Source organism: Pedobacter sp. MR2016-19 (assembly GCF_014947265.1).
In the GTDB taxonomy this organism is placed as follows: Bacteria; Bacteroidota; Bacteroidia; order Sphingobacteriales; family Sphingobacteriaceae; genus Pedobacter.
Window position 1 is genome coordinate 247,491 of record NZ_JADCNK010000003.1, and the last position, 14,582, is coordinate 262,072.

Here is a 14,582-nt window from a genome sequence, read left to right on the forward strand (position 1 = left end):
TCGCGAGGTTCAAAAAATATAATAAATAAAAAACGTTAATCCTGCAATCTTATAATCCAAAAAATCCCATTTAATGGTTAAAGAAATATACATCATACGCCACGGCGAAACGGAATTGAACAGACAAGGCATAGTACAGGGCAGAGGTGTAAATTCTGACTTAAATGATTTGGGAAGGGCACAGGCAGAGGCTTTTTATCAAAAATATAAGGATATTCCTTTTGATAAGATTTACACTTCTGATTTAAAACGTACCTGGCAAACTGTTCAAAAATTTATAGATGCTAAATTACCCTGGGAAAAGCTTTCGGGACTAGATGAGTTGGCCTGGGGTGTTTGGGAGGGAAAACCGAATACTGAAGATGCGCGTGATGCTTTCCGTGAGATGTTACAGAGCTGGGAGAATGGAGATTATACTGCTCATTTTGAAGGTGGCGAAAGCGTTCAGGATGTTTATGAACGTTTAAAACAACCGATGGATGTTCTAATGACCCGGCCTGAAGAAAAAACGGTTTTACTTTGCATGCATGGTAGAGCAATGCGTGTTTTCCTCTGCTTATTATTAGGCAAACCATTAAGCCTGATGACAGAATTCCCACACCAGAATACCGTACTTTATAAAATGGGATTCGAAGATGGAAAATTTACCGTACTCGAATTTAACAGCGCCGTACATTTAGATAGTTTAGTAATTGGGGAATAAACGGCCCCGTTTCGTGTCTCCACGAAACGAAATAAGCAATTGTTCGTGAGGACACGAACCATGGCGGAGGCCGTCCATTTAGACGGTTTAGTAATTGAATAATACGCTTAACGCCAAACGCGAAGCGCAAAACATAACACTTTGAATAAGATTAAAATATCGGCTGTTGCTTATACCAACACTAAAGCTTTTATATACGGACTAGAGCATTCGGACATTATAAATAAAATTGATTTAAGTTTAGATATCCCTTCTGATTGTGCAGCTAAAGTAATTAACGGTCAGGCTGATATCGGCTTAATGCCGGTTGCAGCTATTCCTCTGGTTCCAAATGCCAATATTGTGGCTGATTATTGTATCGGAAGTGATGGAGGTGTAAACTCTGTATTCATCTTTAGTGAAGTTCCTGCCCAGGAAATTAAAACGGTGAGGCTGGATGCCCATTCCCGTACATCAAACAATTTAGCCAAAGTTTTACTGAAATTCTACTGGAAAAAAGAAGTGGAATTTACGACTGATCCAACTGCAAAAACAGATGCCTTTGTTTTAATAGGAGACAGGACATTTGGTAAAAAAGAAGATTTTGCTTACGCTTATGATATGGGTGAGGAGTGGAAAAACTTTACCGGATTACCCTTTATGTATGCAGCCTGGGTGGCCAACAAAGAGATTTCGCAGGACTTTAAAGATGAATTTAATGCCGCTTTAAAATTTGGCCTTGATCATAGAAAAGAAGTTTTGCAAGAGTTACCGGAGGTATTGAATTTCGATCTGGAAGATTACCTTTACCATAAACTTCAATTTGAGGTTACCGATGACAGAAAGAAAGCGCTTAATCTGTTTTTGGGGTATATTGAGCAGCTAGTTTAAAAAACAGCTATAAGGTGATTAAAAAGATTAAAAGGAAGGAATGTCTTGCGAAATATCCAATATTTCCGCAGAGGAATTTTAATGAAAAAATTGAAGATTATGATTATTTCTATCCGGAAACCTTCGCCAATTATATTTTAACGATAGCATCAAAAACTAATAAAAAACATATTCAAGCACTAGGGGAAGAACTCAATCATCTTTTAGAGGGGATAAAATCAGACTGTTTTATATTCTTGGGAGATGAGAAGTTAGCATGGAGATTTCGGGAAGAAAAATATAAAAACTTTAAAAAGGGGATGGAATTTCTCAAAAATGAAGATATAGGTAAGGATTTTAAAGGGAGGCTTAATCCTAAATAAGCAAAATATGATTCAGTTTGTTAAGTACCTTTCGGATTTGATAAGTACAAATGGTATTGTTCAATATGTTTATTCTACTGATGAATCTCAAAGTATGCTCGGTTTAATTTGCAAAGAAGGTAATATTCATATAAGCACGGTTGACAAGGAAAATGATGCCATGTTTAGGAATGCTGTAGCGGGTACTAAATTTGAATTTCTAAAAGGCAAATGTTAAACTCTGTTTAACAATAAAGGCAAAAGGCTAACAGCCTGCTTAAAAATTAAACAAATTATTTCCTATGTCAGTATGAGCGCGGAGTCTAAGAACATTTCGACGCATTAATAAAAAGCAATCCATTATGCGCAGCGTGACAGCAAAAGGATATGTGATTTTTATAGCAAACTTTTTCGGAATAAGCTTTATCCGTCGCTTACATTATAAATTACGTGCCATTTATCAGGTATTTGCTCTCAAGAAGTTATTGAACTCGTACTATACATCTGTAACATTATTATTGAACGAAATTTAGCTATTTATCGTAGATAAGTATCTCAAATATTTGTACCTTGCTTTGAATTAACCTCAATCCATCACAAACAAATGACCAACCTGTTTTTTTTAAGTACCTGATATCTGCGGATAGCCGGCAGACCATGTATTTTATCAGTTAAACCGCATTCGCGGGCTTTTTATTTCAGTGCTGCCCCCAATTTATATTTTTACAGCAACCTCTAAACCAACATATACCTAAAGCCTATGACCAATAAAAAAATGAAAAATATTACAGGATAATTTTACTAACATCAAATTACATTCAACGGGCTGGCCGCAAAACGAAGGCGGCTAGCAATTGATCCTTTACATCAAAAAATATAACAATCAAAAAAAATGGACAAGATTTATAAAGATCACATAAACGAAAATGAGATAAAATCGCTTAACAAGTGCATTAAGGATACAAAAATCAGCCTTAAGGAAGCAAAAGAACGCGTAAGGCGATGGTTGCAAGCGATTAGCCTCATCCCTCAATTTAAAGATGAGCCTGAAACGATGCCAAGGGCAATATTCATCTCAATAAACGACATCGACCAATTGAAAAAAGATTATCCTAACACACTCGGAATAAGGTTGTATTTTGGCCTGAAAGGAGAAGGGCAGGCCACCGTTAACGATTTAAGCGGACTTTTAGTTCCGGTATTTTACAAAGGCGAAGCAATAGACCCGATTGAAAATGATACTACCAAAAAAGACCTCTTTGTATACGACTTTACTACCCCTTGTCCGCCGGTTTGCGATCGGACAAGTGAGCTACATATCCCTTTTTCTACATCCGACTGACCTTGCTGATCAATATTTATGCAGCTATTTTATATTGCTATAATAGTACCGGCACTGGTATTGCTACCCATAGTTGCCGGTGTGATAATGAAAGTTTATAAGACCAAAAGTTTTAAAATAATATTATTTTATGTGGTTTTTAGCGGTATAACTAATGTTGCTGAGCGGCTGCTGGGCATGCGGCATATCAATAATTTGCCATTATTGCACGTTTATACCATCATTGAATTTTTATTTATCATGCGATTTTTTCAATTAGCATTAAATCACCCGGCGGCGGTCAGGCTTGCCGGGTGGTTAATGGTTATTTTCTCCGTTTTTGGTATCATTAATTTTATCTTTATACAAGATATTTATCGGTTTAACTCGTACCCGCGGCCAGTTGCCGCATTAATTATTATTGCATTCTGTTTGTTTTATTTTTTTAAATACAGTGAAACCGAAAAACAAAAATCATGGGTACATTATCCGCTCACCTGGATCGTAAGCGGCTTGCTGGTTTATTTTGGCAGTTCTCTTTTTTATTTTGCATTTCTGAATGTACTCATCGATAAGGTGAGCTCTGCTGTGGCTTATCTTTTTGTTACCATACACGCTACCCTTGTGATGGTGATGTACCTTTTATTTACCGCCGGCTTTTTATATGCAAAAAACGAGCGATAATATTTTTATACTGTTGCTGCTAAGCATCGGCGGGGTATTCATGCTGGTTGTTTCATTTGTTCTGATTTTCATCAGGCACCAAAAAAAGCTGCTTCGGCAGCAAAGGCAAATGCAACAGGCCGAAATTGCCCATCAAAAAGAACTGCTGCAAACGGTTATCGAATCAGGGGAGACTGAGCGCAAACGAATAGGACAGGATCTGCACGACGATGTGGGCACCGCACTCTCTAATCTGCGAATCACTATCGAAATGTTTAACCGCAGCACATCTGCAGACCTCGGCAGTTTTAAAGACTCCTGTAAATCTATTATTGATAAGGTGATTTTGGATGTGCGTCATATTTCGCACAACCTGTCCCCGGCAGGTATCTTGCTTTATGGTTTTATTGGCGCGCTTGAAGAATTAAGCGAATTTGTAACATTAAACAGCGGTTTACAGGTAAGTATCAGCAATAAAGCCGAAGACCTCCCTGATCGCCTTAATGAAGCTACAGCTATTTCATTGTACAGGGTAATGGAAGAGTTGCTAAATAATACGATTAAACACGCAAGGGCTAACCGGGCATACATCAGCTTTGAAACCGAGGGCGGTTATATGGGCGTGAACTACCTGGATGATGGGCGCGGAATGTCAGGTAATACCAAAACAAAAAAGGGGATTGGTCTGCAGAATATTGAAAGCAGGCTCGGAATTATAGGCGCTGATTTTACTATGGATCACAACCAGCTTAGCGGGTTTAGTATGTCGATTAAAATAAAAATAATACCTGGCATTTAATATGGAAAATATCAGAATAGCCATTGTGGATGATCAAAATATTTTCAGGCAGAGTTTGGGAATGCTGATTAATAGTATACCTGGCTTTGAATTGGTTACCGATGCGCATAGTGGTCAGGACTTTCTGGAAAAATTAAAGGGTATGCGCATACTGCCCGATATCGCCCTGATAGATATGAGCATGCCAGGGATGAATGGTATTGAGCTGAATGAAATGTTACAGAAACAATATCCGCAAATAAAGATTGTGGTATTATCAGTTCTGGTACAGGAAAGGCTTATCTCAAAAATGATAGCCGCCGGTGCCGATGCCTATCTTGAAAAAAACTGCAATAAGGACGAATTAATAACTGCTATCAATACAGTGCACACGACCGGATTTTACATCAATCAGCAAACCATGGAGGCTATACAGCATACAGCAAATTTCAAAAATAAAAAAAATAGGGAATTGGCTGATATAACAGCAGATATTACAAAGCGTGAAAGGGAAGTACTTGAGATGATATGCAATGAACTAAGCGCTGCTGAAATTGCCGGAAAATTATGTTTAAGCGTACGTACGGTTGAAGGGCACCGCAATAACCTTCTTCTTAAAACCGGGTGTCGCAATACCGCCGGCCTTGTGTTGTTTGCTGTAAAAGCAGGTATATTTAGCCTGGGTATATAATTATTGCAAAACAAAAGTTTTCAATAATTATAAAAGGATAAGTTTGAATTCAGATTAGGGTACGCCATCGAAAATATTTAATGCTGATATAGCTACTTCAAGGTAAATTTGCGTACTGAGATGGTTTTGACGCAAATCGCTTTGAAAAAACAATAATTGTTTTCATTCATTTGCCTGAAATTGCGATTAAACAGTTGCTGTTTCAAGTTTCCGCACAGAACCTTCTCAAATAAAAACAGCAATTTTCTACCTGAAAATTGCTGTTTGAATTATAGTTTTTACTTTCGATACAGTCTCTTTGTTTTATCATAATGCAGTCCTGATTCTTATCGATCAGCATCTATTTATTCTCTAGTGACTTTTCATTTTTCCAGCCACTTTTTCCAGAGCACTTTTCAGCTTGGTTAAAGCGCCTGTAATGGCCAAATCGTAGGTATTGCCCATATTGGTAACGGCTAAAGGTTCTTTTCCAGTTATTCTGGCCTCCAACAAACATCTTTTATCGTCTAAACCATCTTTACTGCCGTTTTCATCAGATAGATGAACTTCTAAACGTGTAATTAAATCGCTGTATCTGCTCAAGCCTTCATTTAACTGGGTTTGGATTTTTTCATCATATTCCTGATGAATAGTTAAATTTTTGTCGGTATTCAGTTGGATCGTCATAATTAAAATATTAGGTTAAATTATATAAACGTAACACACAACTATAAGAAACGTTTTTAATTAGTGTTGATTTATACAATTGGGTTATAACGGACCATTGTACCTAAACCTGGTAGGAGCGAACACGAGTATAACGATTAAAGCGGATAACAGGACTGTATAACCCGAAATGCGCAGAACCCTTGATTTCCAAATGATGGTTAACTGTTTAAATTGTATAAACTGGTTAACTGTTGAAAACAGAAAACTATTATACAACTGGTTTATAACAGGCCATTGTACCTAAACCTGGTAGAAGCGAACACGAGTGTAACGATTAAAGCGGATAACAGGACTGTTTAACCCGAAATGCACAGAACCCTTCATTTACAAATCATGATTAACTGTAAATTGGTCAATTGTTGATGAAGTAAAATAATATACAACTGGGTTATAGCATTTATATATAAATTGGTTAACTGTAAAATCCTACGATTAACCGGTTAAACAACCAATTTTTTTTTAACTTTTCAACAAAACAGTTGTAAAATGCTTATTCGTGTTATCTTTATGGCTTTTGTAAATTAATTTCAGTTTTGGCTAAAGACACGAATAAAGAAACCCCGTTAATGCAGCAATACAACGCAATTAAAGCGAAGTATCCGGGCGCACTTTTACTATTTAGGGTTGGCGATTTTTATGAAACCTTTGGCGAAGATGCCATTAAAACGGCACAGATTTTAGGCATTGTACTCACCAGAAGGGGTACAGGACCCAATGGCGGTGCATTGGAACTGGCTGGTTTTCCACACCACTCGTTAGATAATTACCTTTCTAAACTGGTTAGGGCTGGTCAGCGTGTTGCGATATGCGATCAGCTTGAGGATCCTAAAACCACAAAAACCATTGTTAAACGTGGTGTAACCGAGTTGGTTACCCCTGGTGTAGCTTATGGCGATAATATTGTAAACCAAAAATCGAATAATTTCCTTGCCTGCGTTTTCTTTGATAAAACACAATTGGGCGTTTCATTTTTAGATATTTCAACAGGTGAATTCTTAATCGCTCAAGGTAACAGCGATTATATTGATAAACTTTTACAAGGCTTTAAACCGACAGAGGTTATTTTTCAGAAATCTAAAAGACAGGTTTTTACCGAAAACTTCGGCGACCATTTTTACACTTTTGGTTTAGATGAATGGCCTTTTACTACTGATTTCGGGAACGAAACCCTGATGAAACACTTTGAGGTTGCATCATTAAAAGGTTTTGGGGTGGAGCGTTTGCAGAGCGGAATCGTTGCCGCTGGTGTGATTTTACACTATCTGGGCGAGACTGAACACCGGAATCTACAACATATCAGTTCGATTGGCCGTATCGAGGAAGACCGCTACATGTGGTTAGATCGTTTTACCATTCGTAACCTGGAATTGGTGAACTCACCTAATGATAATGCGGTAACCCTTTTCGATATTCTGGATCATACCTGTACACCAATGGGTGCGCGTTTGTTGCAGAAATGGATCATTATGCCGTTAAAAGAATTGAAGCCAATCCAGGAACGACTTGGAATGGTGGAATATTTTGTAAAACATGAGGAACTACAAGGCGAATTTCTAAACAACATTAAACAGATTGGCGATTTAGAACGACTCATTTCTAAAGTGGGCCTGCAACGTGTTGGTCCAAGAGAACTGGTTGCCTTAAAACGTGCACTTTACCATATTGAAGCGGTTAAAAAACTGGCCGCTGATTCTAAAAACCCTTTCCTGATTAAAATAGCAGATCAGTTAAATCCGTGTTTGGCCATCCGCGAAAGGATCGAAAGGGAATTACAGCCCGAGCCACCTGCATTGCTGATTAAAGGAAATGTAATTGCGGACGGTATTGACGAAGACTTAGACCGTTTGCGTAAAATTGCCTTTGGTGGTAAAGATTACCTTGTGCAGATCCAGAAGCGTGAAGCAGAGGCAACAGGTATTCCATCCTTAAAAATTGCCTTTAATAATGTTTTTGGTTACTATTTAGAAGTTACCCATACCCATAAAGATAAAGTACCAGAAGGCTGGATCCGTAAACAAACACTTGTTAATGCGGAGCGATACATTACACCGGAGCTTAAAGAATACGAAGATCAGATTTTAGGTGCGGAAGAAAAGATACAGGCTATAGAAATCCGTTTATATAACGAACTGATGTACGAAACAGCCAGTTACATTAAACCGATCCAACTTGATTCATTTTTAATTGCACAGCTTGATTGTTTATTGTGTTTCGCACAGCTGGCTGTTAAAAACCACTATAACAAACCCAAAGTTACCGAGAATAAGGTGCTTGATATTAAGGGAGGCCGTCACCCGGTAATTGAAAAACAATTGCCTGTGGGGCAGGAATACATTACGAATGATGTATACCTCGATACCGAGAGTCAGCAGATTATTATGATTACAGGTCCCAACATGGCGGGTAAGTCGGCCATTTTAAGGCAAACCGCGCTGATTGTACTGATGGCGCAAATGGGTTCCTTCGTTCCTGCCAAGGATGCAGAAGTGGGTATTGTAGATAAAATTTTTACCCGGGTAGGGGCATCTGATAATATCTCTTCAGGAGAAAGTACATTCATGGTCGAAATGAATGAAACGGCCAGTATCCTGAACAATATTTCGGATGATAGTTTGATCTTACTTGATGAAATTGGCCGCGGAACGAGTACCTATGATGGTATTTCAATTGCCTGGGCAATTGCTGAGTTTTTGCATCAGCACCCAACAGCGCGACCAAAAACCTTATTTGCTACGCACTACCATGAACTAAACGAATTGGCCAATACCATGCCGCGCATTAAAAACTTTAATGTATCGGTAAAAGAAATGACCAATAAGGTGATCTTTTTAAGGAAACTGATTCCTGGTGGCAGTGAACATAGTTTTGGGATACACGTGGCAAAAATGGCCGGTATGCCAACAAAATTAATCGGTCGGGCCAATGAGATCCTGAAGAAACTGGAAATAGACAGGACCGAAGGGCAAAGTATAAAAGACAGCATTAAAAAAGTACAGAACCAGGCTTACCAGTTACAGATGTTCGCGATTGATGATCCTGTTCTGGTGAAAATCCGCGATACACTCAATAATTTGGATGTAAATGCGTTAACACCTGTTGAGGCGCTGTTAAAATTAGATGAAATACAGCGGTTAATAAAAAATTAGGAAAGGTTAGAGGTTTAGGGTGTAAGGTTTAAGGACAAAACATCTTTAATCTCTAATACATTAATATATTATTTATGCAGCTTACCTTAAACCTTATACCTTTTAACTTCCACCTGAAAAGGAATATATTATTTTTAATAGCAATCATATTTTTTCTTTCGTCATGCGGTACCCGAAAGTATACTGTTAAAAGTGACACCAAAGCTTCTAAGGCTGCTGATGCTATGGCGAATTTAAAAAGCAAACCACTTTATCGTTTCATCACCGATTGGACAGGGGTGAGGTACCGATTTGGCGGATTGGATAAAAATGGTGTTGATTGTTCTGGTTTTGCTTTTTTATTGGAGAAAGAAATATATGGGGTTACACTTCCCCGTATTTCACGCGAGCAGGCCAATGTGGTGAAGCGTAAAAATATAGATAATTTAAAGGAAGGAGATTTGGTGTTTTTCTCATTTGGCGGAAATGATGTAGATCATGTTGGGGTTTACCTCAATAATGGTTTTTTTGTGCACGCCAGTACTACCAGGGGAATAGTTGTTGATGATATAACTCTTCCTGCTTATCAGAAGGTATTGGTTAAATCGGGATCGGTTAATTAATTCTTACTGTCATTCTGAATGCAATGAAGAATCTTTAACAGATGAGCACTAACCAGTGATTTGTGATACTACAATAAAGATTCTTCGCTTTGCTCAGAATGACAATCTGTTATTAAAACAAACTTTATTATCTAATGTGAAATCGACTTTATGATACACTCTCTTTGTTTAAACATACCTTAACCACCACTGTTTGTGCTTTTCTTTGTATCGTTTAAACCATTTACATGGTAAATACAAGGCTGCTACTACACAAAACCATATTAAATACACTATTGGTAAACTAAAACCAAATGTAGCCGGCCTAAACCAGAACGGAATTTGTACAATCTCCTTACTTGTGTACCCTGAGGCAAAAAATACAATTACAAGTAGGGTATGAAGCAGATAAAAGTGTAGTATATAATAGAAGAAAGGTACAGCACCATACACAGCAGTTATCCTGGTAAACCAGTTATTCAGGTTTTCGGTGAAAGCCAAAAATAACATGGCCGGACCTAAAGTCATGGCGGTATACTGTAACGATGGTGGATATTTGCTCACATTAAAAAAAGCAAGCAAATTCTTAAACAGGTCGTGATATTCTTTTCGCGGAACAGGGTCGCCATATATATTGATCAATCTCAAAGAGATAAACACAAATATAGTGAGCAAACCTACAATTAATAAATTGCGCTTTCTGCGCTCGGCAGCGTAGCCTTTTTTATACCATGCACCAACTCCATAACCCACAAACATCACACCTGTCCAAGGCAGGATGGCATAAAATACACCAACAAGATGAGTACTTGAAACCGGCAAAATAGTTCCCGACGCCGTGAAAAATATTTTCAAGATCAAGCCACCATTTGTGTCTGTAGGCGCAGGAAATAAATCGAAAAGGTTATGTCCGAAAACCAATATTAAACCAATTATGAGCACAGTTTTATAAGAAATGCGGCTGAATAGCGCTAAAAAAATCATGCTAAAGCCAATTGCCCATATTACCTGAAGGATGATGAAATTGTAAAATGGGTTAAAGGTTAAACCGAGTGTAATTAATGTAATTTCAATTACAATTAACCATAAACCTCTTTTCAGCAGAAAAGAACTCGCCTGAGCAGGAGTTTTGCGCTGTGCAGATAAATAAGCCGATAATCCAGACAAAAAAACAAAGGTTGGTGCACAGAAATGGGTAATCCAACGGGTAAAAAATAACATTCCCGTAGTGGTTTCAGGATTTAGCGGATCGCCTGTCATGGCACTGATATGAAAGAAATCTCTCGTATGATCAAGCGCCATAATGATCATCACTAACCCACGTAATATATCGATGGATAAAATTCGCTTTGATAGGGTCATGTGATCAGCATTCATAACAATAGGTTTGGTTGTTTAAATATAGGCATTCAGAATTATTTTTACAGATATACTTGATTATCTTAGGACATTAGAATGTGAACTGAATCTATTTCAATATACTGTATAAGAAAATCGATTTAGGAATGGTTTAATTGACCATCATGATTTTGATGTTCGAAAAATTATCATAATATTTGTTAAGGACTAACCGAATAATATGCTATCATTACCATTTATAGGATTGATAATAGAATGCGTTCCGTTCCATAAAAATTAAACCAAAATATCATAATACATCATAATGAAAAGAAGAACATTTATACAAAACACAGGCTTGTTAGGGGCAGGAGTTGTTGCATCGAAATTTTCTTTTGCTGCCGATCTTGCACCAGAATTTCCTGTGGTACGTGTAGCTGCCGCAAAACGACATTTTCAAAGTAAAGCTGTAGATACTGCCATTAAAACTTTCCAGGCAAATGTTAAAAATCCTGAATTGGCCTGGCTGTTCGAAAACTGTTTCCCGAATACGTTAGATACAACGGTTTATCATTCAGAAAAAAATGGCAGACCAGATACTTATGTAATTACTGGCGACATCGATGCCATGTGGCTACGAGATAGTTCTGCTCAGGTTTGGCCTTACCTTCAATTTGTAAATGAAGACGAGCCGCTAAAAAAACTGATTGCCGGTGTAATTATCCACCAGACTAAATGTATTTTAAAAGATCCTTATGCAAATGCATTTTATGGCGATGCCAACAAAGTTGGTGAGTGGAAAACTGATGAAACCGCTATGCAGCCGGGTGTACACGAACGCAAGTGGGAAATCGACTCATTGTGTTATCCTATCCGTTTAGCTTACCATTACTGGAAAAAAACAGGTGATAAAACACCATTCGATGCCGACTGGAAAAAAGGAATTGAGGCCACTTTAAAAACTTTTAAAGAGCAACAGCGCAAAGCTGATAAAGGCCCATACCATTTCCAAAGGGAAACCACAAAACCTACAGATTCGTTACCAATGGCGGGTTATGGTTTTCCTGTAAATCCGGTTGGATTGATCTGTTCGGCCTTTCGTCCGAGTGATGACGCCACCATTTTTCCATTCCTGATTCCTTCTAATTTCTTTGCCGTATCAAGCTTAAAGCAGGCAGCAGAAATGATTAAGGCCCTAAACAGCGATAAAACATTAGAAAGTAACTTATTAAATCTTGCGGATGAGGTAAATGCTGCACTTCAAAAACATGCTGTTGTAAATCACCCGAAATACGGCAAAATTTACGCCTTCGAAGTTGATGGTTTTGGTAGTTCGTATTTAATGGACGATTCGAACGTGCCAAGTTTATTGGGTTTACCTTATCTGGGTGCCATGAAAATTGAAGATCCGATTTATCAAAATACAAGAAAATTTGCGCTTTCAAAAGATAATCCTTACTTCTTTAAAGGTACTGCTGGAGAAGGCATTGGTGGTCCGCATGTTGGTCAGGACATGATCTGGCCGATGAGCATTACCATGCGCGCCTTAACATCTAAAGATGATGCAGAGATTAAATATTGTATAGATACTTTGCGTAAAACGCATGCTGGCAAAGGTTTCATGCACGAAGCCTTTAATAAAGACAATCCTGCAAACTTTACCAGGGCCTGGTTTGCCTGGTCTAACACCTTATTTGGTGAGCTGCTTTGGAAAACTTATCATGAGAAACCAGCTTTATTAAAAGCTTAATATAATCAACCGTATTGATTGGTGTTATTGACTGAGTTTGATATTCTGTTCAATTCTAATCAATACGGTTTTGTTTTATCTTTAAATTTGATATTAATCCTGGACTTTATACGCAAATTAGGAATAAAGCATTCAATCTATGTAAAAGCTGTGTTAAAACACCGGTTACTGTTTTTTGCATCACGTAAATATTTGTAAATTGCTTGAAAATTATAGCCTTTAGTATTGCAAAATTCTAGTAAAACCATCCTTAACGATATCGAATCTATAAGTAAGATTCCTGCAGTTGCACATATTTTAGAAATTGTTTGTAGAACCACAGGAATGGGCTTTTCGGCAGTGGCCAGGGTAACATCAGATACATGGACTATTTGTGCTGTTCGTGATGAAATAAATTTCGGGTTAGCTGTGGGAGGTGAACTTAAACTTGAAACGACCATCTGTAACGAGATCAGGCAGCATAAACAGGCCGTTATCATTGACCACGTGGCAGAAGATCCCGATTTTGCACATCACCATACGCCGTTAATGTATGGTTTTCAGAGTTACATTTCAGTACCCATCAAGTTAAAAAATGGTATGTTTTTCGGCACACTTTGTGCCATTGATCCTAAACCTGCTAAACTGAAAAATCCAACGGTTACAGGTATGTTTACCATGTTTGCCGACTTAATTGCTTTTCATTTAGACGCACTGGAAGAACTTGCGAAAACAGAGAGAGAATTAAAAAAAGAACAAGAGATAGCTGTTTTAAGAGATCAGTTTATTGCTATTTTGGGTCACGATTTACGAAATCCACTAAACGCAATTTCAAACAGTGCACAGCTTTTATCGCGTTTGAATGTAGATGAACGCAGTGGCCGTATCACTAAAATTATAAAAGATTCTTCTTTTAGGATGAATGGTTTGATTGAGAACATGCTCGATTTTGCCAGCGGAAGATTAGGCGAGGGTATTACGATTACTAAAACACCAGACGAAGATTTAGAAAAGTTGCTGCTCCAGGTGGTCGAAGAGTTACAGGCCATTTGGCCATCAAGAGCTATTAAGGTAAACTTTAATTTTGATCATCCTGTTCATGCGGACGGGAAACGACTAGCACAGCTTTTTTCTAATTTGCTTGCAAACGCTTTAAATTATTCCCCATCAGATTCTACCGTAGAAATTACCGCATTTAGCAATACCGAAGAGTTTAATCTTTGCGTAGCGAATAAGGGCAAACAAATACCAGCCGCTGCTATGGAGCGCCTATTTCAGCCTTTTTCGAGAGGTGAGGTAGAACCCAATCAAAAAGGCCTGGGTTTAGGTCTTTACATTGCCTCAGAAATTGCCAATGCGCATGATGGTACCCTTGATGTATCTTCCACGCCTGAACAAACCTGTTTTACTTTGCGCTTACCTTCACAAAAATGATAACTGTTAATGATAGTTTGCCAACATCAACCCTTTTAGAAATTAAGGTGGGAGAGGTTATAACGGATGAAAAGATCCAATCTGGCACCGTTAAAAGTATTGAAATCAGTGAAACGGATGAGTTTTTAATGTTTCTTTTTCAATTGGAAGATAGCCACATTATTATTAAAAAGCTTAAGCAGGTTTGTTAACGCTTGTTACAATCGGTCATCTCGATTCGATAGCTATCGGATGTAGCGAAGCGAAATGGAGAGAGCTTTGTACCGCCTTATTGATATC

15 protein-coding genes are annotated in these 14,582 nt (G+C 38.0%); 13 read left to right on the forward strand and 2 right to left on the reverse strand.

All coding sequences use genetic code 11. From position 1 onward, the window contains the following. Positions 1 to 73: 73 nt before the first annotated feature. The 8 genes from IM793_RS05845 (at position 74) to IM793_RS05880 (ending at position 5,367) form a co-directional block, all read left to right on the forward strand. Positions 74 to 703 carry a histidine phosphatase family protein gene (locus tag IM793_RS05845; RefSeq protein ID WP_193420155.1) on the forward strand — a complete coding sequence of 210 codons (630 nt, stop codon included), beginning with the start codon at positions 74 to 76 and terminating at the stop codon, positions 701 to 703. Between the two features lie 141 nt (positions 704 to 844). Next, complete coding sequence (locus tag IM793_RS05850; protein ID WP_193420156.1) at positions 845 to 1,573, forward strand: menaquinone biosynthetic enzyme MqnA/MqnD family protein; 729 nt, start codon at positions 845 to 847, stop codon at positions 1,571 to 1,573. A gap of 14 nt (positions 1,574 to 1,587) precedes the next feature. Beyond that, complete coding sequence (locus IM793_RS05855; RefSeq protein ID WP_193420157.1) at positions 1,588 to 1,935, forward strand: hypothetical protein; 348 nt, start codon at positions 1,588 to 1,590, stop codon at positions 1,933 to 1,935. Between the two features lie 7 nt (positions 1,936 to 1,942). Beyond that, entirely contained in the window at positions 1,943 to 2,152 is a 210-nt protein-coding gene (locus tag IM793_RS05860; RefSeq protein ID WP_193420158.1) for a hypothetical protein, read from the forward strand. Positions 2,153 to 2,806: 654 nt separating this feature from the next. Beyond that, positions 2,807 to 3,256, forward strand: coding sequence for a hypothetical protein (locus IM793_RS05865; RefSeq protein WP_193420159.1), 450 nt, complete (start codon positions 2,807 to 2,809; stop codon positions 3,254 to 3,256). Positions 3,257 to 3,274: 18 nt separating this feature from the next. Further along, complete coding sequence (locus IM793_RS05870) at positions 3,275 to 3,919, forward strand: hypothetical protein (protein ID WP_193420160.1); 645 nt, start codon at positions 3,275 to 3,277, stop codon at positions 3,917 to 3,919. Next, a complete protein-coding gene (locus tag IM793_RS05875) occupies positions 3,900 to 4,697 on the forward strand; it encodes a sensor histidine kinase (protein ID WP_193420161.1) in 798 nt (265 codons plus the stop codon). The genes IM793_RS05870 and IM793_RS05875 overlap by 20 nt, the downstream gene beginning before the upstream one ends. Before the next feature lies 1 nt (position 4,698). Then, entirely contained in the window at positions 4,699 to 5,367 is a 669-nt protein-coding gene (locus tag IM793_RS05880; protein WP_193420162.1) for a response regulator transcription factor, read from the forward strand. A gap of 351 nt (positions 5,368 to 5,718) precedes the next feature. Here the strand turns inward: IM793_RS05880 and IM793_RS05885 are convergent, their stop codons facing one another. Further along, a complete protein-coding gene (locus IM793_RS05885; protein WP_121286459.1) occupies positions 5,719 to 6,033 on the reverse strand; it encodes an HPF/RaiA family ribosome-associated protein in 315 nt (104 codons plus the stop codon). A gap of 608 nt (positions 6,034 to 6,641) precedes the next feature. Here IM793_RS05885 and mutS point away from each other — a divergent pair. Continuing rightward, positions 6,642 to 9,221, forward strand: a complete 2,580-nt coding sequence (mutS, locus tag IM793_RS05890; RefSeq protein WP_193420163.1) for a DNA mismatch repair protein MutS — start codon at positions 6,642 to 6,644, stop codon at positions 9,219 to 9,221. A gap of 74 nt (positions 9,222 to 9,295) precedes the next feature. Then, a complete protein-coding gene (locus tag IM793_RS05895; protein ID WP_193420164.1) occupies positions 9,296 to 9,823 on the forward strand; it encodes a C40 family peptidase in 528 nt (175 codons plus the stop codon). A 168-nt stretch (positions 9,824 to 9,991) separates the two neighbouring features. On the opposite strand, the gene IM793_RS05900 is transcribed toward IM793_RS05895, so the two are convergent. Continuing rightward, positions 9,992 to 11,179: a DUF1624 domain-containing protein gene (locus IM793_RS05900; RefSeq protein ID WP_227256147.1), complete on the reverse strand. Its 1,188-nt coding sequence runs from the start codon at positions 11,177 to 11,179 to the stop codon at positions 9,992 to 9,994. Between the two features lie 286 nt (positions 11,180 to 11,465). Between IM793_RS05900 and IM793_RS05905 the strand changes: the two genes are divergently transcribed. The 3 genes from IM793_RS05905 to IM793_RS05915 all read left to right on the forward strand — a co-directional run bounded on the left by IM793_RS05905 (position 11,466) and on the right by IM793_RS05915 (position 14,494). Beyond that, positions 11,466 to 12,890 (forward strand): glycoside hydrolase family 125 protein, encoded by a 1,425-nt coding sequence (locus IM793_RS05905; RefSeq protein ID WP_193420165.1) that lies wholly within the window; start codon positions 11,466 to 11,468, stop codon positions 12,888 to 12,890. 225 nt (positions 12,891 to 13,115) lie between these two features. Continuing rightward, a complete protein-coding gene (locus IM793_RS05910; protein ID WP_193420166.1) occupies positions 13,116 to 14,303 on the forward strand; it encodes a GAF domain-containing sensor histidine kinase in 1,188 nt (395 codons plus the stop codon). Then, complete coding sequence (locus tag IM793_RS05915) at positions 14,300 to 14,494, forward strand: hypothetical protein (protein ID WP_193420167.1); 195 nt, start codon at positions 14,300 to 14,302, stop codon at positions 14,492 to 14,494. Before IM793_RS05910 ends, IM793_RS05915 begins: the two co-directional genes overlap by 4 nt. The last annotated feature ends 88 nt before the right edge of the window (positions 14,495 to 14,582 follow it).